Genomic DNA, 18,786 nt, shown 5'->3' with positions numbered 1-18,786 from the left:
ATCAATAACGTTATTATAGATTATACAAATATTATATCTTTTTGTAAAATAATTATCCGAGGTGTTATATGAGTAACCAAATAAATATAAATGACTTTTCACTCGAGTTAACCCCTGAAGAACAGGCAGCACTTGATTATTTAACACAACACCACTCCGCGTGGGCTGATCATTTTAAACAACAGATTTTAGCGAGTCGAGACAAGATTTCACAGCGTTTAATTACATCTATACATAGAGAAAATCTCGTAGGAAGTCGTGATCATAGTCAAATCGTGACTCATGATGCACTGCCTCAACGTATAGATACAGAACATCGAAATGTTTTAACGATTGAATTTCCTCACAGTGCGGTTACCCTTTATGCACCTATCACAGGTCAACATGCTTTCGATCGCATCGATGTTGAAGGGCCATTCTTTATTTCATCTGAGCAACAAACAGAACGGTTATTACACCCGAATCAAGTATTAAATTTTATTCTTAAAGCTGATCCAGAATTAGATAACGCAGCGAGTCAGCAATTTAGTGAAGACATGGATAATAGTATCGCGAACTTAGCGCTTGCATTGAGTTATCAAACGTTAACCATGAAAGATGAATCTGCACCACTATGGCAATTGATCAAGCAAGCAGAAGACAGCTATTTACGTTCAGAACAAGCAGTCGTCGAAGGCCATCCGCTTCATCCGGGTGCTAAGTTACGTAAAGGCATGTCGCCCGATACCGTGATTGCTTACTCTTCAGAGTCTGCTCAACCTATCCAGATGCAATTTATCCTCGTACGTCGTGACTTAACACGTCTCCAAGGATTAAATGAAGACTATAATACGATTGTCTATGACCTTTTTGAGGGGCTTGAAGAAGCAGCTGAAAAAGCAGTAGACTCATCACATATCAATGATTATATTGTGATGATCGTACATCCTTGGCAATACGATCACATTTTATTAAATGAATATCAGACAGAGTTAAATGACGGGTCAATTGTGCCTTTAAGTTATCAACTCGATTACTTTGCAGGGTTATCATTTAGAACGTTAATGCCTAAGTATCCTAAACGTACCCCACATATTAAACTTTCGACAAATGTCCATATTACAGGAGAAATACGTACACTATCTGAGCAAACCACATATAATGGACCACAAGTGACACGTATCTTAAATGATATATTAGCGAACGATACACTATTCCAACATTTGAGTGCGAGCACCATTGATGAACGTGCAGGGGCTCATTTTTACAATGACAGTGATTCAGCTGAAACACAAGTTCAACGCAGCGAACAATTAGGCACACTCTATCGGGATAACATCTATCGTTTAATTGAAGATGATGATATTCCAATGATCCCATCTAGTTTAGTGGCACGTTATCCGTTCAATGATGAGGCCCCTATCTTTACGATTTTAAAAACATTTATGGCTCAAAATGACTTTGAAAATCCAACCCAAGCGATTACGACATGGTTTAAAGATTACGCCGAAGCGTTACTCGGTCTTGTCGTGCCATTATTTGTAAAATATGGCATCGCAATGGAAGCACATTTACAAAATTCCATCATGACCGTCAAAAATGATGGACGATTTAACCATATGTACACTCGTGATTTTGAAGGTTTACGGATCGAAGCCCCACAACTTAATCAAATGGGTTATGATACAAGTACCTTCCATGAAAAATCATTGATCCTAACGCAATCATCACATACTGTATTCAACAAAGCATTCTACTCTACCGTCCAAAACCACTTAGGTGAGCTCGTCTTAACAGCAGCAAAAGCCTTTGATATAGACGGCTTAGAAGATAGCATTTGGAATACAATTAAAGACGTGATGGTGACACAACTTAAAGACATACGTGAAACCATGCCGACACAAGAAGCACGTCTAGATGAAATTGAACGTACAATGTTTGCAGAACATATCGACTACAAATGCGTGACAACGATGCGTCTGATTGATGAAGCGGACGTTTATACGTATATCAAAGTCAACAATCCATTACATGATTCATCTTATTAGAGATTACTGATGAGTTGATAATGTAAAAGACGAGAGCGTGCTTTATGCTCTCGTCTTCTTTAATATGTATAATAAAAGGAGTCGATTGAAACCTTCATGATTCCAATCAACTCCTTTTATTTTTGAATCAAACGTATTCAAGATTCACTCAATTATTGTAAGTTTTTGTTTGAGTTGTCTTGGTTATCGTTTGAGTTTTTTTCATTTTTTTGAGCCCATTCTTTTTTAGTCATTACATCTTCGACTTGCATGTTAACTTCAACAACTTCTAAGCCAGTGATGTATTTAACTTGTTCTTTAACAATATCTTTTACTTTACGGAAAATTTTAGGTGCAGATTCGCCATATTCTAAGATGACTTTTAAGTCTACAGCTGCTTGTTTTTCGCCAACTTCAACGCTAACACCTTGTGTTACGTTGTTGCCTGAGCTAAATGAATTAGAAATGCTGTCGACAAAGCCGCCTTTCATTTCTAAGATACCTTTAACTTCGCGAGCTGCAATACCAGCAATTTTTTCTACAACTTCGTCAGAGAAAGTTAATTTGCTGTCGAATTGATTTTCTTGTTGTTCTTGTTGTTGTTCTTTTCTTTCTTGTTTTTCTTGTTCATTAACTCCAGTTTGGTTATTGTAATCTTGTTTTGCTTTGTTGTTATCTACTGCCATAATACATTCTCCTTTTTAATCAATTTTTATTTTGAAATCTTACTACTTACTAACTCCATCGATTCAAGAAGTTTAAGAAATCTTGTTTCCGGTCTTTAGTATACCCGATACCTATACCGATTAAACATAAAACAATAAGTAAGATTGTTTTCCAGAATCCTAATGTAAAGAATAAAATAGCGATAATAAGAAACGCTAGAAATCCAATAATACGCCATTTATAATCTTTTAACATTTCTACCAATTCTTGAGTGTTATCTTGTTCGTTTTGGTTATTATTGTTAGCCATAATTACCCTCCCTTACAACACGCGTTGACCTGAGGCTTTTTGATCTCTAACATTAACCTCTAGTTTTTTCACTGGAATTTCTGCAAAGTACTCAACATTTTGTTTCACATCGTTACGGATTTGTTCCGTTAACGATTTGATTTGTACATCACCAGGAACAAAGAAATCGACTTTCAATGAGATGGAAGAGTTCTTTTTCTTGTTATAAAGTTTTGCAACCACATTCGGTTGTCTGATGTTGTCATATTTAGCCACTGTGTCGTATGCTGCTTTTTCAACTGCTTTACGTGAAACGTAAATATGTCCATCATCAAAATCTTTATAAAGTCCAGGTTTGCGATACGTAGGTTTAAACAAGCTCAATACTAATATAATTCCTATGAGTATTAATAGTATAGATAAACCGATTAATAATGGTTCAAACCAGTTGAATTGCAAGAAGTAATCTTGGTATTGAGAGATTCGTGAATCGTCAATGTACATGAACAATAGGAATCCAACAATCGCAACTATTAATAAACCTAGGATTAAGTTTTTAAGTCGTTTCACCTCGTACAACACCTCCTATGCGCTTAAATAATAATGTTTTCACATTTGTACATACCCCACATCAAATTTGTAGAAACATGATTCATTCAATTTTTTAAAATATTCTTTTAAATTCATTAAGCCACTACTAAACTCATTTCGTTATACTACTCAGTTATCATTTTTATTCCGAGTGATTATCATTGATTGGTTCGCTCTTGCGCTTTTTCTGCTTGTAACGTGGTTTTTCAAAACCAAGTGCTTTGAAGAGCGCCCAGATCATCAGAATAATGACGACTGAGAATGGCAGAGCCGCAATAATCAATAAGTTTTGTATGGATTGCGTACCACCTGTGTATATCATGATCATCGCAAATAATGCGAGGATAATACCCCAGCTCACTTTCACAAATGAACGTGGGTTGATGTCACCTTTGGAACTCAACATACCTAATACATAAGTCGCTGAGTCTGCAGACGTTACGAAGAAAATCATGATGACAACGAGTGTAATAATGCTCAATACAGTGCCAAATGGGAAATGTTCTAATGTCGCAAATGTCGCGGTTTCTGTCGCTTCTTTTGCAATGTCAGCTATACCGTTTTGTTGTAAGAAAATAGCTGATGCACCAAATACTGCGAAGAAGAAGAAACATACGAGCGCGGGTACGAATAATACCCCTAGGATAAATTCTTTGATCGTTCTACCACGTGATACACGTGCGATAAAGATACCTACGAATGGTGCCCAAGAAATCCACCAAGCCCAGTAGAATATCGTCCAGTCTTGGAGCCATTGGAATTTATCGTCATCGTGTGGAATACGTAAACTCATATCAAAGAAGTTTGTGATATAACTACCTAAACTGTTTGTAAATGTATTTAAGATTTCAAGTGTAGGTCCTACAAAGAAGAGTGCAATAAGTACTAAGAATGCAAGGACCATATTAATGTTACTTAAATTCTTAATCCCATTATTGATACCAGACCATGCTGACCAAGTGAACAGTGCTGTAGCGATAATAATAATGATGACTTGTACACCAAAGTTAGAAGGTACATTGAATAAGAAGTTCAATCCTTCATTAATTTGTAATGCACCAAAGCCTAATGTCGCTGCCACACCAGTTACCGTCGCAATAATTGCGAGTACATCGATCGCGCCACCGATTGGGCCAGCCATTGCTTTTTTCCCAAAAATAGGAACAAGGGTCGCACTCACTAGACCTTTGTAACCTTTATGGAAACTGAAATAAGCAAATACGAGTGCAACAATGCCATACACAGCCCATGCATGCACACCCCAATGGAAGAAAGAGAACTGCATGGCTTCATTGATGGCTGTTTGTGTACCTGCTTTATGTATAGGTGTCTGCGTAAATGCATGACTTATCGGTTCTGCAGTGGTCCAAAATACTAATCCGATCCCCATACCTGCACTAAATAACATCGCGAACCATGAGGGTAAAGAGAATTCAGGATCTTCTCCTTCTTTACCTAACGTGATGGATGAATATCTAGAAAATAATAAATAGACACAAACGATTAAAATAACTAAAACAAGTAATAAATAATACCAGCCGAAATGTACGGCGATAAATGAGGTTACTTCTGTTGTAACCGCTTCAAGTTGTTTTGGAAAGAGTGCCCCATAAACAACGAACAGCGTACAAATAATTAATGCAGTCCAAAATACGACTGTTAATTTATTTTTCCGCATGTCAAAATACACCCCCTGTAAATTGATATAAAACACATACCCTATCTAAGTATTATCAATCATATATACTTACTTTTTGTACTTCCACAATTTAACAGTGCACAACTTTGGTATATTTAATTAATTTTATACAATATCTATTTGATAACAAAAGAAAAGAACTAAGTTCGCCACCTTATTCGTGTGTGAACTTAGCCCTACTATATCCGCATTATATTTATTTCAATGCTTTCATATTTATTGTTCGTCTAATTCAATGACGAGTTTACCAATCATTTGATGCGCTTCTAATTTTTGATGTGCTTCAAATAATGTGTCAGGTGTTAAACCTTTGATCGTTTCAGATAATGTAGTTTGATAATGACCTGCTTCCATTTTTTCTGTCACATCTGTAAGGTAGTCGTGATGACGTTGTAAGTTATCCATGTCACAGATTGGACGTGTATACATAAATTCATGTGTAAATGTAATACTTTTATCTTTTAAGGCGTTTAAATCTTGATTGTTATCTAATTCAACAAGTGGTGCGATATGACCTCTTGGTCTTACAAGTTCAACCATTTTTTCATAGTACATATCTGTACTGAACGTACATAAGATGAAGTCGACATCTTGAATGCCGTGTGCTTCAAATTCATCAGCTAAATCATTTTTGTGGTTGAGTACGACATCGGCACCCATTTTTTCTGACCATTCTGTTGTTTCAGAACGAGATGCTGTTGTGATTACTTTAAGACCATAGTATTTCGCAATTTGTGTGGCGATACTACCAACACCACCAGCACCGTTGATGATTAATAGTGATTTACCTTTATTATCTTCTGGTTCATGAGAAATATTAAATACGTCGAATAATACTTCTGATGCTGTAATCGCAGTAAGTGGTAAACTTGCAGCTTCGTTATTAGATATGTTTGCTGGCTTACGTCCTACCATACGTTCATCAACAAGTTGGTCTGTCGCATTAGAACCATCGTTATCAGGTGTACCTGAGTAATAAACTTCATCACCTTCAGAGAAGAATTCAACACCTTCCCCAACCGCTTCAACGGTACCTACTGCATCGAAGCCTAGGATACGTGGCGCATCAGATACAGGTGATTGTCTCAATTTTGTATCTACAGGGTTTACACTGATTGATTTCACATTGACGAGTAATTCTCTTTCACCTGGTTGAGGTGTTTCTTTTTCAACTTCGTAAAATTGATTTCCATCTTCTAAACTAAATGCTTTATCTGCACCAATCGCTTTCATATTATCACCTTTCGTCTTATTAAAATGCTTCCGTATTTTTAACGACTTGTTTACCAAAATTATCACCAGTGAATAACTGACGGAATGCTTCAGGAATATTTTCAAAGCCGTCTACTACGGATGTTTTTGTTTTAATTTTATCTTCTTGAACCCATTGTGCAAGTTGTTTTGTTCCTTCTTCAAAATGATCACTAAATTGCGCTACGACGAAACCTTGCATGAGTGCTTGGCTTTTAATCAATGTAGATTGAAGACGTGGGCCTTGATCTTGTTCTTTATCATTATAGTTAGAGATCGTACCACATACAGGGATACGTGCGAATGTATTTAAATGTTTAAATACTTCATCAGAAACTGGGCCTCCGACGTTTTCATAATAAACATCGACACCATCAGGTACTGCATTTTCTAATTGTTGCGCAAAATCGTCTGCTTTATAATCGACACCTTCATCAAAATTAAGTTCTTCAGTAAGGTAGTTCACTTTTTCAGGACCACCTGCAATGCCAACAACTTTAGCACCTTTAATTTTCGCAATTTGTCCAACGACTGAACCCACTGCACCAGAAGCGGCTGATACAACTACGGTTTCGCCTTCTTGTGGTTTACCAATATTTAATAAACCTTGATAACCCGTTTGCCCTGGCATACCTAAGACACTTAAATAAAGATAAAGTGGTACATCTGTATTCGTAATTTTATTTACTTTATCTGCAGCGATATTAATCATTTTCATCCAAGGCATTTGACCAACGACCATGTCACCTTCACTATAGTCGTCTGCATTAGATTGAACGACTTTAGCCACGATGTGACTTGTCAATGGTTCGTCTAATTTAAAGGGCTCTACATAAGATTTCGTATCGTTCATGCGCCCTCTTAAATATGGGTCCACTGAAATATATAACGGTTGTACTTGTAATTCATTTGCTTGTGGATCTGACAATTCTACAGTTTCTGTACGAAACGTCTCATCTGAAGGCACACCTTCTGGACGTTCGGCTAAAACAATTTGTTCTGTTTCCATGTCGATTCCTCCTCATAATTCAAATATATTAAGTTTCATTTTAATATATTCAATATCTACACACTTTATATTCACTTAATCATACATATCAAACATAGATTTTATTTTTCAAACTATTCCTAACAGTGATTAATTAGGTATAAACCTTGCTCTTATTTTTAAAAATTGCGCTAAAACACTTCTTTTTCTTACTTTAAGCAAGCCAATCGCACCCTATACAGGAACGTGATAAGCTAATTTTAAAGAGATATCGTAAAAGAAGGTTGTTAGATGATGAAATTAAGCATATTAGATTACGCACCGATATTTGAAGGACGCAATGCCACGGACGCACTCTCACATACGATTTCACTCGCTCAATCCGCTGATCGACTTAACTATCATCGCTATTGGGTTGCTGAACATCATCAAGTGTTGTCCGTCGCATCAAGTGCACCTGAGATGCTCATGATGTCTATATTAGAACAAACGTCACATCTACGTGTAGGAAGCGGTGGCGTGATGTTACCGCACTATAGCAGTTACAAAGTGGCAGAACTCTTTAGAGTGATGGAAGCGAGACATCCCAATCGCGTAGATCTTGGTTTGGGACGTTCACCAAGCTTTAAAAATGTGAAGCAAGCACTAAATGAATATAAGACAACCCAACCTGATTTTGAAACACAACTTGATGATCTAGAACTGTACTTTAATGATGCAGCTACACCTTCGCATCGCTTTCATCAGTTAATTGCGACACCTCAAATTCAAACACAACCCCACATGTTCATACTTGGATCAAGTATGAGAAGTGCGACGTTAGCGGCTAAAAAGAGATTACCTTTCGTCTTTCCATATGTAGGCCAAGATGCCCACACGTTAACTCAATTGACTAACCGCTATAGAACGTTATTTGAAAAAAACATCCAGATCGTCAACCTTATATTATGATGTCTACATTTGTAATCACAGCACCGACACAATCACACGTGGATGATTTAACACATGCATTCCATTTGTGGTTGCTGCGCATACGCTATGCTAATCAGCCCAAAAGCTATCCTTCTATCGAATTTGCAAAGGAACGTGGCTTTTCTGAACGTGAACAACAAAAGGTCGACCAAAATAAAAAACGTGTGATCACTGGATTACCTGAAAACGTCATCGCAAGACTTCAAGCGCTCATCAAGCAATATCCGATTGATGAAGTTATGATATTACCACATGTATATGGTGAAACAAACAGACAACAATTAATTGAGTTACTGGCAGATGCAAATCAACCATCTATATAAACGCAAAAAAGCACGCTCCATTGGAGCGTGCTTTTGTTTGTACTGTATCGTACATCTGATTTGAAATTGATTAACGTTTTGAGAATTGTGGTGAACGACGTGCTTTTTTAAGACCTGGTTTTTTACGTTCTTTCATACGTGGGTCACGTGTAAGCATGCCAGCACGTTTTAAAGAACTTCTGTATTCAGGGTCTGCTTCTAATAATGCACGAGAGATACCATGACGGATCGCTTGTGCTTGTCCAGTGAAGCCACCACCATGTACGTTAACTAATACATCGTAGTTACCTTTAGTTTCAGTAAGATCGAATGGTTGGTTAATATCTAAAATTAATGATTCAAATGGTAAGTAGTCACGCACGTCACGGTCGTTAACTGTGATGTTACCTTCACCTGGTACTAAACGTACACGTGCTACTGAGTTTTTACGACGGCCTGTGCCTTTATATTCAACTTGTGCCAATGTAATTTCCTCCTTCTAATTAACCACGTAACTCGTAGTTTTCTGGTTGTTGTGCAGCGTGTGGATGTTCAGCGCCGCCATATACGAATAATTTTTTACCTTGTTTTTCGCCTAAACGTGTGCTTGGTAACATACCTTTAATTGAAGTTTCTAATAAGCGTCTTGGATTTTTATCTCTTAATTCGCCAGCTGAGATTGATTTGATACCACCTGGGTGATTTGAGTGGTGGTAGTATTTTTTGTTTAATTCTTTTGTACCGGTAAATTCGATTTTGTTTGCATTAATGATGATGACATAGTCACCTGTATCAACGTGTGGAGTGTAAGTTACTTTATTTTTACCGCGTAAAATAGCAGCTACTTCTGATGATAAACGACCAAGTGTTTGACCTTCAGCATCAATAACGTACCATTTGCGCTCAATGTTTGATTCATTAGCCATAAATGTTTGACGCATAGTTATTGTCCTCCTAGTAAATAAATGGTTCTTATATTAAATGTTGTTACGATTTAAAGCTTCGATTTCATTTATTCATTAACTTTGTAGTTCTACCTGCTTCTATATCTTGTAACACAATAAGTTTCCGGGGCTTATCGTGGGGTGATATAAAACAATACCGTTTATAATCGTATAATTTATAAGCCTTTTTGTCAATGTAATTTAATCATTTTCCAACGATTTTTTTCGATGAATTTTAATGCCTTCCCCAAAGTCAGAGGTTAATGCTTCAGGTGACAGATATACTTTTTCTAAATAGAGTCCTTCGGCAGGTGCTGTAAACGGCACTTCTTTTCGATCCTTCGCTTCTAATAACCGTGGTACATCTTCGGGTTGACGTTTGCCTCTCCCCACTTCTATTAGAAATGCGACGAGGACACGGACCATGTTGTATAAGAAACCTGAACCGGTAACCACGTAGTCGAACCCTTCGTCAGTCGGTACAATCTCGCTTTGGTATAACGTTCTTACCTTGCTTACGACTTCTGCTTTTTGTGAACAGAACCCCGTAAAATCATGCGTACCGATAAAATGGTGGGCCGCTTCATTCATGCGTTCATAATCTAATGTACGTGGCTCATACGCCTTCAATCCATATTGGAAAGGATCACGATGTGTACCTTGATACACACGGTAACGGTAGCGTTTACCTACACAGTCATATCGACAGTGAAAATCTTCATCCACGACGCTGACACCATGTATATAAATATCATCCGGCAAGGCGCTGTTTAACGCATATTGCCATTGATCCGTAGAAATATTTAACGGTGTATCAAAATGAAAATACTGCTCTAAAGCATGCACGCCGCGATCTGTACGACTGGTTGGATGAATACGCACATGGGTTTTATGCATTCGTTTTAACACTTTTTCAAGTTGTTGTTGAACGGTTCGGCCTTGTTGTTGGATTTGAAAGCCTAGAAAATGTGTCCCTAGGTAGGACATTTTCACTAAAATTCGCATCTGTGATTACACTCCTAAATATTTTAACCCGAATAAAACGACAGCGATGGGAACGAGTAACACTAACGTCCATATGTCTTGTGCTTTAAATTGTAAACGACGATAGCTCGTCCGTTCTGTATCTGGATTATAACCTCTCACTTCCATGGCGATTGCTAAATCTTCTGCACGTTGAAAGGCAGAGATAAATAGCGGAATCAATAAAGGTACAAATGCTTTCACACGATTAGGAATTGAACCTGAACTGATTTCAGAACCTCTTGATTTTTGTGAGAGAATAATTTTATCTAACTCTTCCATCAATGTCGGAATAAAACGCAAGGCAATAGACATCATTAAACTCAATTGATGCACCGGCAGCTTAACGACTTTCAATGGCGAGAGCAAGCGCTCAAGCGCATCGGTCAATTGGATTGGGCTCGTTGACAGCGTCATAATAGTAGAGATCATGACGATAAAGGCCAATCTCAATACAATGTAAATCCCTTCTATCACACCGTTTGAATCAATCGTAAACAAACGGAAATCGACTAAGGTCGTACCACCTTTAGTCAAAAATAAATGCATAATAAATGTAAAAATCATAAAAAACCATATTGGCGTGAGCCCTTTTACTAAAAACCACAATTTGATTCGAGAAAGTTTCAAAAAGATCATGATTAAAAGAAATAGCCACGCATAAGTTGCAACGGAATGCGCAAAAAAGATAATAATGATAAAGAAAAATACAAAAATCAATTTCGCACGTGGATCTAAACGATGGATGATGGAATCCAAAGGAAGATAACGTCCAATTATAAATTTATCTTTCATGTTGGCGCCACTCCTTATACATCTCCACAAATGCTTCTTCTGTTAAAGCGAGCTGTGGTAGTCTCATCCCGTGCTTGTCTTCAACATCACGTTGTAACTGAACGACATCTGGTTTTGCTAAGTGCAGTTCATCCAAATAGCGACTGTCGCTAAACAATTCCACTGGAGATAACGCATTGACCACTTTGCCTGCCTTCATGACTTTCACTTCATCAGCATAGGCTGCTACATCATTCATTTCGTGTGTAATGAGTATAATCGTTTTCTCTTCGTCCTGTTGAAGATGTTTAATAAAAGACATCACTTGCTGTTTACTTTGAGGGTCAAGACCTGCAGTCGGTTCGTCTAAAATAATCACATCTGGATCCATCGCTAATATGGATGTGAGCGCAATTTTTCTCATATGTCCGCCTGACATTTGAAATGGGGATTGCTGCATCACATCACGCGAAAAACCAAAATGTATTAACATGTCTAGCGCACGTGCTTTAACCCGATCCAGATCCATCTGGAAATTTTTCGGCCCAAAGAGTATTTCTTGTTCCACACTATCTTCAAATAGCTGTGCTTCTGGGAATTGGAAGACCATACCGATCCGCTTACGTAAATCACGCATTGCTTTATCTTTTGTTTTAGATGTCACTGTGACATCAAGTACTTCCATCGTGCCATTAGTAGGTTTCAACAACCCATTCATATGTTGGATGAGTGTGGATTTACCTGATCCTGTTTGTCCAATAATCGCATAATATTTACCTGCTTCAAAGGATGTGACCACTTCGTTGAGCGCTTGGTACTCATAAGGGGTTCCTTGTTGATAAACGTAATCCACTTGGTTAAATGATATAATCATAACTCTTGAATCAGCCCTTCATACGTGATGTATGTGTTAGAATAGCCAAGCATTTGATGCATACGCATACTGAATGGAAGATCGAGTCCAATGTCAGCCAAGGCAGCCGCATCTTCAAAGATGGTTTCAGGTGTGCCTGTTTTGAACACGTGCCCTTGATCTAAAACGACTAAGTGATCCGCCTCAAGTGCTTCACTTAAATCATGGGTAATGGATATGATTGTTACCTCTTTTTCACGATTTAACTCACGAATCAACTGTAATAAAGCGTTGCGCCCTTCTGGATCTAACATCGATGTTGCTTCATCGAGAATAATCACATCTGTATTTAAAGCGAGCACGCCTGCAATAGCGACGCGTTGCTTTTGTCCACCAGATAGCGCAGAAGGTTCGTGAGAAATATATGCGGTCATTCCGACTTGCTCAAGTGCTTGCCAGACAATCTCGTGCATATCTTCATAAGGTACTGCCCGATTTTCTAAACCAAAAGCCACATCATTTTCTACAGTTGAACCGACAAATTGATTTTCAGGATTCTGAAAAACAATACCAATATGATCGTTTAATGTCGAGAGTTGATCATCGTTAATACGTTCACCGTTTAATGTGATATAGCCTTCTGTGGGGCGCTCGATACCGACCATTAATTTCGCTATCGTTGATTTGCCTGAACCATTATGTCCTACGATACATGTCCACTGACCTTTAGGAATTGAAAAAGATACCTGGTCTAACGCAGGTAACTGATCAGACTTATATTTAAATGTAACATCTTCCAACGCAATCATGGACGTTGCTGTAGACATAAGTGACCCTCCGTAATTTTTCGTTACTCCTTATTTTACACGATTTTTAATATGATGTATATCTGGTTAGCTTCAAAGTTAACGGAATTGTAAATTCTTTATTTAGAAAGGTTAACATTTATTACATACAAAAAAGCCATAGCGATACACTACAGCTTAAATAAAAAAGCGCGCACCCCATCCTTAGAGTTCACGCTTATTAAATATTAAATTGGATGGGGCACTCTGAGCTAGACAATATTTGTATGTGGCAAACATTATCGTTGCACTCATTTGCTTTATAAATAGTAGTTAGTGTATTTATATCATTATACTAATTCGATAATTACTGATTCAGCTCCATCACCGCGACGTGGACCTGTTTTAAGGATACGAGTGTAACCACCTTGACGTTCTGTGTAACGTTCAGCAATTTCACCGAATAATTTTTGAAGTGCTGATTGTGTAGATTCATCTTCATTTAAGATTTCTACGTGACGTAATGTTTTAGCAGCATTACGACGAGAAGCTAAGTCGCCTTTTTTACCTAAAGTGATTAATTTTTCAACAACACTACGAACTTCTTTTGCACGTGCTTCTGTAGTTTCAATGCGTTCACTTACGATAAGTGCAGTAGCTAATTCGCGTAACATCGCTTTACGCTGATCAGAAGTACGGCCTAATTTTCTGTAACCCATGAGTGAACCTCCTTTTTTGTATTAATCTTCTTTTCTTAAGCCTAAACCTAAATCTTCGAGTTTGTATTTAACTTCTTCTAAAGATTTACGACCTAAATTACGCACTTTCATCATATCTGCTTCAGATTTATCAGCTAATTCTTGTACAGAATTAATACCAGCGCGTTTCAAGCAATTATAAGAACGTACAGATAAGTCTAGTTCTTCGATAGACATTTCTAGTACTTTTTCTTTTTGATCTTCTTCTTTTTCGATCATGATTTCCGCATTTTGTGCTTCATCAGTTAATCCCACAAAGATGTTCAAGTGTTCAGTCATTATTTTTGCAGCTAATGAAACTGACTCTTGTGGTGTAATAGAACCATCTGTCCAAACATCTAATGTTAATTTATCAAAATCACTACTTTGACCTACACGTGTGTTTTCAACTGTATAGTTTACACGTTCAACCGGTGAATAAAGTGAATCTACAGGAATTACACCAATAGGTAAATCACTAGTGTTATTTTTTTCTGCTAATGCGTAACCTCTACCCTTGTTTGCAACGAGACGGATTTTAAGATGACCGTTTTTAGCTACAGTTGCAATTTTAAGTTCAGGATTTAAAATTTCTACATCACTGTCATGTGTGATGTCACTTGCAGTTACTTCGCCTTCATCTTTTACATCGATTTCTAATGTTTTGTCTTCTTCAGCATAGATTTTTAATGCTAAGTTTTTAATGTTCATAATAATTGTTGAAACATCTTCAACCACATTATCAATAGCTGAGAATTCGTGTAGTACGCCTTCGATTTCGATATATTTAACGGCTGCACCTGGTAATGAAGATAGTAGGATACGACGTAAGGAGTTTCCTAGTGTAGTACCGTAGCCACGTTCTAGTGGTTCAACAACGAACTTACCGAATTTAGCATCGTCACTAATTTCAATTGTTTCAATTCTAGGTTTTTCAATTTCTATCATTTGTTAATATCCTCCTTAGATACGTCGACTTAATCAAACTGTTACTTGCAATGATTAATTACAATGATTGCTCTATTCGTTATTATACACGACGACGTTTTGGTGGACGACAACCGTTGTGTGGGACAGGAGTAACGTCACGGATAGCAGTTACTTCTAATCCAGCAGATTGTAATGCGCGGATTGCTGATTCACGACCTGGTCCAGGTCCTTTAACTGTTACTTCTACAGTTTTCAAACCATGTTCCATTGCTGATTTAGATGCAGTTTCAGAAGCCATTTGTGCTGCAAATGGTGTAGATTTTTTAGATCCTTTGAAACCAAGTGCTCCTGCTGATGACCATGATAAAGCATTACCAAATTCATCAGTGATAGTTACGATTGTATTATTGAATGTTGAACGGATGTGAGCCACACCGTTTTCAATGTGTTTTTTCGCTTTACGTTTACGTGCTACTTGTTTACGTGCCATTTATATTTTGCCTCCTTTACCTATTATTTTTTCTTATTAGCTACAGTTTTAACTGGGCCTTTACGTGTACGGGCATTGTTTTTAGTTTTTTGTCCGCGTACTGGTAATCCACGACGATGACGCATACCTCTGTATGAAGAAATTTCCATTAAACGTTTGATGTTTAAGTTTTGTTCACGACGTAAGTCACCTTCAACTTTGAAACCGTCAACGATTTCACGGATGCGACCTAATTCGTCATCAGTTAAATCTTTTACACGTGTATCTGGAGATACGTTAGCTTCTTCAACAATTTTTTGAGCTGTAGAAGTACCGATACCGTAAACGTATGTTAATGAAATAACAACGCGTTTTTCACGTGGAATATCAATTCCTGCAATACGTGCCATAATTGTTTACACCTCTCTTTTATTATCCTTGTTTTTGTTTGTGTTTAGGATTGTCACAAATTACCATTACTTTACCTTTACGTTTAATCACTTTACATTTTTCGCAAACAGGTTTTACTGATGGTCTTACTTTCATTATTTATACCTCCCTAACTAATCTACGACAAATTATTTATAACGGTATGTGATTCTGCCGCGTGTTAGATCATATGGTGACATCTCAACAGTTACTTTGTCGCCAGGTAAAATACGAATATAATTCATTCTAATTTTACCACTTACATGTGCTAAAATTTCATGATCATTTTCTAATTCTACTTTAAACATTGCATTCGGTAAAGTATCTAATACAGTACCTTCTAATTCGATAACATCTTGTTTAGCCATCTTTTTTCCTCCTTTTATACCGTTGTATATCGTCTAAGGTTTATCCATTATTATACAATTATCATAGCATTTCAACAGTATGATTATAAATCATAATAATTAGTCTAAGTTATTCAAGATATTAATGACATCTTCAGAGACTTCATTAATATCTTTAGCGCCGTCAATGTTTTTCAAAATACCTTCTTTTTCGTAAAACTCTAAGATAGGTTTAGATTGTTTTACATTGACGTTCAAACGATTCGCAACTGTTTCTGGATTGTCGTCTTCACGTTGGTATAATTTACCACCGTCAAGATCACAAATACCATCAACTTTTGGAGGATTAAATACAAGATGATATGTTGTTCCACAGATTTCGCAAATTCTACGGCCAGTTAAACGATTCATTAACTCTTCTTCAGGCACCTCAATATTGATGACTGCATCAATATCACGATCAAGCTCTTGCATGATGTCCTTAAGTGCTTCAGCTTGTTCTATTGTACGAGGAAATCCGTCTAATAAGAATCCTTTTTTAGCATCGTCTTCAGAAATTCTTTCTTTTACAATGCCTACTGTTACTTCATCTGGAACTAATTCTCCACGATCAGTATAAGATTCTGCAATTTTACCTAACTCAGTTTGATCTTTAATCGCTTTTCTGAACATATCACCAGTTGAAATGTGTGGTATAGGAAATTGCTTAACAATTTCTGCTGCTTGTGTACCTTTACCAGCACCAGGTAATCCCATTAAAATGATATTCATAAGTATCCTCCTAAGATTTATCTATTCCCAAAGCCTTTATATTCTTTTTGATTCACTTGTGCTTCTAGACTCTTCATCGTTTCAATTGCAACACCAATTACGATAAGTAAGCTTGTACCACCAATTTGTAGAGATTGAGGTAAGTTCATTACTTTAGTCGCAATGATAGGTAAAATCGCAATCACTGCTAAGAAGATTGAACCCACAAATGTCAATCTATAAAGTACTTTAGTAATATATTTTTTGGTTTGTTCACCAGGACGAATACCTGGAACATAACTACCTTGTTTCTTAAGGTTGTCTGACATCTTTTCAGGATTAACTTGAACGAACGCATAGAAATACGTAAATGCAATGATCAAGATAACATAAACAATCATACCATACGTATTTGAAGGGTTGGCAGCATCTGCGACTGTCTGAGCCCATTCCTGATCAGGGAAGAATAAAGTTAATGTTCTAGGCAATAAGAAAAATGCCATCGCAAAGATTACTGGAATAACCCCTGCTGAGTTAACTTTCAATGGTAAGTAAGTTGCGCGTGTACCTAAACGTTGTGCAGATTGTTTCTTCGCATATTGAATTGGGATTTTACGTACGGCTTGTAGTACGTATGTTGCACCAATGATAAGAAGAATTAATCCAACTGCTAACGCTGCTACTTTCAACCATGCTAATGTCGTATCATCTTGTCCAACGAATGTTTGTTGGAAGAATTGTACGAGTGATGATGGAAGTGATGATAAGATACCGGCAAAGATAATTATTGATATACCATTACCTACACCAAATTGTGTGATTTGTTCACCCAACCACATTAAGAATGCTGTACCAGTTGTTAAAACAACCGCGATAAGGATATAACTTGCAACTGATTTATCTTCAATCAATTGTCCTTTAAAGTAGTTGTTAAACTGGAATGACATCCCAATAGATTGGATAAAAGCGAGAATGATTGCAAAATAACGTGTGACGTTATTTAGTTTTTTTCTACCTGTTTCACCTTGTTTCGCCCATTCAGTGAACTTAGGAACAATATCCATTTGCAATAATTGCATTACGATCGATGCCGTAATGTAAGGCATTATACCCATAGCAAAAATCGAAAAGTTCTTCAAGGCTCCGCCACCGAATGTGTTTAATAAGTCAGTGACACCTTGAGAACCTTGATTCTGGTCAAAGACGGCTGGATTTACCCCAGGCGCTGGGATATAAGTACCGATTTTGTAAATAACTAACATTGCGAGAGTAAAAAAGATCTTGTTACGAACTTCTTTTGTTTTAAAGAAGCCCACAAGCGTTTGAATCATTAGATCACCTCGTGTACTCCGCCTTTGGCATCAATAGCTTCTGCTGCAGATGCAGAGAATTTATGAGCTTTTACTGTTAATTTTCTTTCTAGTGAACCATTACCTAAAATTTTAACACCAGATTTCTCGTTTTTCACTACACCAGATTCTACTAATAAAGCTGGAGTTACTTCAGTACCATCTTCAAATTTATTGAGTTGGTCTAAGTTAACAATAGCATAATCTTTACGGTTAATGTTAGTGAAACCACGTTTTGGTAAACGACGGAATAATGGTAATTGACCACCTTCGAAACCTGGTTTGATGTTGCCACCTGAACGTGCTTTTTGACCTTTTTGACCACGTCCACTTGTTTTACCGTTACCTGTAGCAGCACCACGACCTACGCGGTTGCGTTCTTTACGAGAACCTTCAGCTGGTTTTAACTCATGTAATTTCATTTTAATTCGGCACCTCCTTAATTATTTTTCTTCAACAGTCACTAAATGACTTACTTTGTTGATTTGCCCACGAATTGCTGGGTTATCTTCAACTACAACTGAAGCGTTAGTTTTTTTCAAACCTAAAGCTTCTACTGTTTTGCGTTGTGTTTCAGGACGACCAATAACACTACGAGTGAGGGTAATTTGTAATTTAGCCATAACTTATTTT

At 37.2% G+C, this 18,786-nt stretch carries 23 protein-coding genes and 1 pseudogene; 2 read left to right on the top strand and 22 right to left on the bottom strand.

Annotated features, from left to right (window positions below; all coding sequences use genetic code 11):
• Nucleotides 1-68: 68 nt before the first annotated feature.
• Complete coding sequence (locus tag APS80_RS07230; RefSeq protein WP_059107603.1) at nt 69-2,027, top strand: IucA/IucC family protein; 1,959 nt, start codon at nt 69-71, stop codon at nt 2,025-2,027.
• A gap of 152 nt (nt 2,028-2,179) precedes the next feature.
• Here APS80_RS07230 and APS80_RS07225 read toward each other — a convergent pair whose 3' ends face one another.
• From APS80_RS07225 to APS80_RS07200, 6 genes are all read right to left on the bottom strand, one after another.
• A complete protein-coding gene (locus tag APS80_RS07225; RefSeq protein WP_059107602.1) occupies nt 2,180-2,692 on the bottom strand; it encodes an Asp23/Gls24 family envelope stress response protein in 513 nt (170 codons plus the stop codon).
• A 49-nt stretch (nt 2,693-2,741) separates the two neighbouring features.
• Nucleotides 2,742-2,981 carry a DUF2273 domain-containing protein gene (locus tag APS80_RS07220; protein WP_059107601.1) on the bottom strand — a complete coding sequence of 80 codons (240 nt, stop codon included), beginning with the start codon at nt 2,979-2,981 and terminating at the stop codon, nt 2,742-2,744.
• A gap of 12 nt (nt 2,982-2,993) precedes the next feature.
• A complete protein-coding gene (gene amaP / locus APS80_RS07215) occupies nt 2,994-3,530 on the bottom strand; it encodes an alkaline shock response membrane anchor protein AmaP (protein ID WP_059107600.1) in 537 nt (178 codons plus the stop codon).
• A gap of 163 nt (nt 3,531-3,693) precedes the next feature.
• Nucleotides 3,694-5,229 (bottom strand): BCCT family transporter, encoded by a 1,536-nt coding sequence (locus APS80_RS07210; RefSeq protein ID WP_059107599.1) that lies wholly within the window; start codon nt 5,227-5,229, stop codon nt 3,694-3,696.
• A gap of 237 nt (nt 5,230-5,466) precedes the next feature.
• Nucleotides 5,467-6,483: a zinc-binding alcohol dehydrogenase family protein gene (locus APS80_RS07205; protein WP_059107598.1), complete on the bottom strand. Its 1,017-nt coding sequence runs from the start codon at nt 6,481-6,483 to the stop codon at nt 5,467-5,469.
• A gap of 19 nt (nt 6,484-6,502) precedes the next feature.
• Nucleotides 6,503-7,510 carry an NADP-dependent oxidoreductase gene (locus APS80_RS07200; protein WP_059107597.1) on the bottom strand — a complete coding sequence of 336 codons (1,008 nt, stop codon included), beginning with the start codon at nt 7,508-7,510 and terminating at the stop codon, nt 6,503-6,505.
• A 273-nt stretch (nt 7,511-7,783) separates the two neighbouring features.
• On the opposite strand from APS80_RS07200, the pseudogene APS80_RS07195 reads away from it, so the two are divergent.
• Nucleotides 7,784-8,784 (top strand): annotated as a pseudogene (locus tag APS80_RS07195) (LLM class flavin-dependent oxidoreductase).
• 70 nt (nt 8,785-8,854) lie between these two features.
• Here the strand turns inward: APS80_RS07195 and rpsI are convergent.
• The 16 genes from rpsI to rpmD form a co-directional block, all read right to left on the bottom strand.
• Nucleotides 8,855-9,247 carry a 30S ribosomal protein S9 gene (gene rpsI / locus APS80_RS07190; protein WP_059107596.1) on the bottom strand — a complete coding sequence of 131 codons (393 nt, stop codon included), beginning with the start codon at nt 9,245-9,247 and terminating at the stop codon, nt 8,855-8,857.
• Nucleotides 9,248-9,266: 19 nt separating this feature from the next.
• Complete coding sequence (rplM, locus tag APS80_RS07185; protein ID WP_059107595.1) at nt 9,267-9,704, bottom strand: 50S ribosomal protein L13; 438 nt, start codon at nt 9,702-9,704, stop codon at nt 9,267-9,269.
• 204 nt (nt 9,705-9,908) lie between these two features.
• Complete coding sequence (gene truA / locus APS80_RS07180; RefSeq protein ID WP_059107594.1) at nt 9,909-10,712, bottom strand: tRNA pseudouridine(38-40) synthase TruA; 804 nt, start codon at nt 10,710-10,712, stop codon at nt 9,909-9,911.
• A gap of 6 nt (nt 10,713-10,718) precedes the next feature.
• Nucleotides 10,719-11,525, bottom strand: a complete 807-nt coding sequence (locus APS80_RS07175; RefSeq protein WP_059107593.1) for an energy-coupling factor transporter transmembrane component T family protein — start codon at nt 11,523-11,525, stop codon at nt 10,719-10,721.
• Entirely contained in the window at nt 11,515-12,378 is an 864-nt protein-coding gene (locus APS80_RS07170) for an energy-coupling factor transporter ATPase (protein ID WP_059107592.1), read from the bottom strand. Before APS80_RS07170 ends, APS80_RS07175 begins: the two co-directional genes overlap by 11 nt.
• Entirely contained in the window at nt 12,375-13,184 is an 810-nt protein-coding gene (locus APS80_RS07165; protein WP_059107591.1) for an energy-coupling factor transporter ATPase, read from the bottom strand. Before APS80_RS07165 ends, APS80_RS07170 begins: the two co-directional genes overlap by 4 nt.
• 308 nt (nt 13,185-13,492) lie before the next feature.
• Nucleotides 13,493-13,861, bottom strand: a complete 369-nt coding sequence (gene rplQ / locus APS80_RS07160; protein WP_059107590.1) for a 50S ribosomal protein L17 — start codon at nt 13,859-13,861, stop codon at nt 13,493-13,495.
• A gap of 21 nt (nt 13,862-13,882) precedes the next feature.
• Nucleotides 13,883-14,827, bottom strand: coding sequence for a DNA-directed RNA polymerase subunit alpha (locus APS80_RS07155; protein WP_059107589.1), 945 nt, complete (start codon nt 14,825-14,827; stop codon nt 13,883-13,885).
• An 82-nt stretch (nt 14,828-14,909) separates the two neighbouring features.
• Nucleotides 14,910-15,299, bottom strand: a complete 390-nt coding sequence (rpsK, locus tag APS80_RS07150) for a 30S ribosomal protein S11 (protein ID WP_059107588.1) — start codon at nt 15,297-15,299, stop codon at nt 14,910-14,912.
• 23 nt (nt 15,300-15,322) lie between these two features.
• A complete protein-coding gene (rpsM, locus tag APS80_RS07145; protein WP_059107587.1) occupies nt 15,323-15,688 on the bottom strand; it encodes a 30S ribosomal protein S13 in 366 nt (121 codons plus the stop codon).
• A 22-nt stretch (nt 15,689-15,710) separates the two neighbouring features.
• Nucleotides 15,711-15,824 carry a 50S ribosomal protein L36 gene (gene rpmJ, locus APS80_RS07140; protein ID WP_059107586.1) on the bottom strand — a complete coding sequence of 38 codons (114 nt, stop codon included), beginning with the start codon at nt 15,822-15,824 and terminating at the stop codon, nt 15,711-15,713.
• 32 nt (nt 15,825-15,856) lie between these two features.
• Entirely contained in the window at nt 15,857-16,075 is a 219-nt protein-coding gene (gene infA / locus APS80_RS07135) for a translation initiation factor IF-1 (RefSeq protein WP_059107585.1), read from the bottom strand.
• 99 nt (nt 16,076-16,174) lie between these two features.
• Nucleotides 16,175-16,825: an adenylate kinase gene (locus APS80_RS07130; protein WP_059107584.1), complete on the bottom strand. Its 651-nt coding sequence runs from the start codon at nt 16,823-16,825 to the stop codon at nt 16,175-16,177.
• 17 nt (nt 16,826-16,842) lie between these two features.
• Nucleotides 16,843-18,135: a preprotein translocase subunit SecY gene (secY, locus tag APS80_RS07125; RefSeq protein WP_059107583.1), complete on the bottom strand. Its 1,293-nt coding sequence runs from the start codon at nt 18,133-18,135 to the stop codon at nt 16,843-16,845.
• The gene (gene rplO / locus APS80_RS07120) at nt 18,135-18,575 is read right to left on the bottom strand and encodes a 50S ribosomal protein L15 (RefSeq protein ID WP_059107582.1); all 441 of its coding nucleotides are present in this window, start codon (nt 18,573-18,575) and stop codon (nt 18,135-18,137) included. The genes secY and rplO overlap by 1 nt, the downstream gene beginning before the upstream one ends.
• A gap of 21 nt (nt 18,576-18,596) precedes the next feature.
• On the bottom strand, nt 18,597-18,776 hold the full coding sequence (rpmD, locus tag APS80_RS07115) for a 50S ribosomal protein L30 (protein ID WP_059107581.1): 180 nt from the start codon (nt 18,774-18,776) through the stop codon (nt 18,597-18,599).
• Between the last annotated feature and the right edge of the window lie 10 nt (nt 18,777-18,786).

It is taken from the genome of Staphylococcus auricularis (assembly GCF_001500315.1).
GTDB classification, from domain to species: domain Bacteria; phylum Bacillota; class Bacilli; order Staphylococcales; family Staphylococcaceae; genus Staphylococcus; species Staphylococcus auricularis.
The sequence above is the reverse complement of the archived record's forward strand: the minus strand, read 5'-3'. Positions and strand labels throughout refer to the sequence as shown.

Coding starts and splice junctions, on each gene's coding strand:
- APS80_RS07165 (WP_059107591.1), bottom strand. CDS start 13,184: ATGTCTACAGCAACGTCCATGATTGCGTTGGAAGATGTTACATTTAAA.
- APS80_RS07230 (WP_059107603.1), top strand. CDS start 69: ATGAGTAACCAAATAAATATAAATGACTTTTCACTCGAGTTAACCCCT.
- rpmJ (WP_059107586.1), bottom strand. CDS start 15,824: ATGAAAGTAAGACCATCAGTAAAACCTGTTTGCGAAAAATGTAAAGTG.
- rpmD (WP_059107581.1), bottom strand. CDS start 18,776: ATGGCTAAATTACAAATTACCCTCACTCGTAGTGTTATTGGTCGTCCT.
- APS80_RS07205 (WP_059107598.1), bottom strand. CDS start 6,483: ATGAAAGCGATTGGTGCAGATAAAGCATTTAGTTTAGAAGATGGAAAT.
- APS80_RS07210 (WP_059107599.1), bottom strand. CDS start 5,229: ATGCGGAAAAATAAATTAACAGTCGTATTTTGGACTGCATTAATTATT.
- APS80_RS07225 (WP_059107602.1), bottom strand. CDS start 2,692: ATGGCAGTAGATAACAACAAAGCAAAACAAGATTACAATAACCAAACT.
- APS80_RS07130 (WP_059107584.1), bottom strand. CDS start 16,825: ATGAATATCATTTTAATGGGATTACCTGGTGCTGGTAAAGGTACACAA.
- rplO (WP_059107582.1), bottom strand. CDS start 18,575: ATGAAATTACATGAGTTAAAACCAGCTGAAGGTTCTCGTAAAGAACGC.
- rplQ (WP_059107590.1), bottom strand. CDS start 13,861: ATGGGTTACAGAAAATTAGGCCGTACTTCTGATCAGCGTAAAGCGATG.
- secY (WP_059107583.1), bottom strand. CDS start 18,135: ATGATTCAAACGCTTGTGGGCTTCTTTAAAACAAAAGAAGTTCGTAAC.
- truA (WP_059107594.1), bottom strand. CDS start 10,712: ATGCGAATTTTAGTGAAAATGTCCTACCTAGGGACACATTTTCTAGGC.
- APS80_RS07170 (WP_059107592.1), bottom strand. CDS start 12,378: ATGATTATATCATTTAACCAAGTGGATTACGTTTATCAACAAGGAACC.
- rpsM (WP_059107587.1), bottom strand. CDS start 15,688: ATGGCACGTATTGCAGGAATTGATATTCCACGTGAAAAACGCGTTGTT.
- infA (WP_059107585.1), bottom strand. CDS start 16,075: ATGGCTAAACAAGATGTTATCGAATTAGAAGGTACTGTATTAGATACT.
- APS80_RS07175 (WP_059107593.1), bottom strand. CDS start 11,525: ATGAAAGATAAATTTATAATTGGACGTTATCTTCCTTTGGATTCCATC.
- rpsK (WP_059107588.1), bottom strand. CDS start 15,299: ATGGCACGTAAACAAGTAGCACGTAAACGTAAAGCGAAAAAACACATT.
- APS80_RS07220 (WP_059107601.1), bottom strand. CDS start 2,981: ATGGCTAACAATAATAACCAAAACGAACAAGATAACACTCAAGAATTG.
- rplM (WP_059107595.1), bottom strand. CDS start 9,704: ATGCGTCAAACATTTATGGCTAATGAATCAAACATTGAGCGCAAATGG.
- APS80_RS07155 (WP_059107589.1), bottom strand. CDS start 14,827: ATGATAGAAATTGAAAAACCTAGAATTGAAACAATTGAAATTAGTGAC.
- APS80_RS07200 (WP_059107597.1), bottom strand. CDS start 7,510: ATGGAAACAGAACAAATTGTTTTAGCCGAACGTCCAGAAGGTGTGCCT.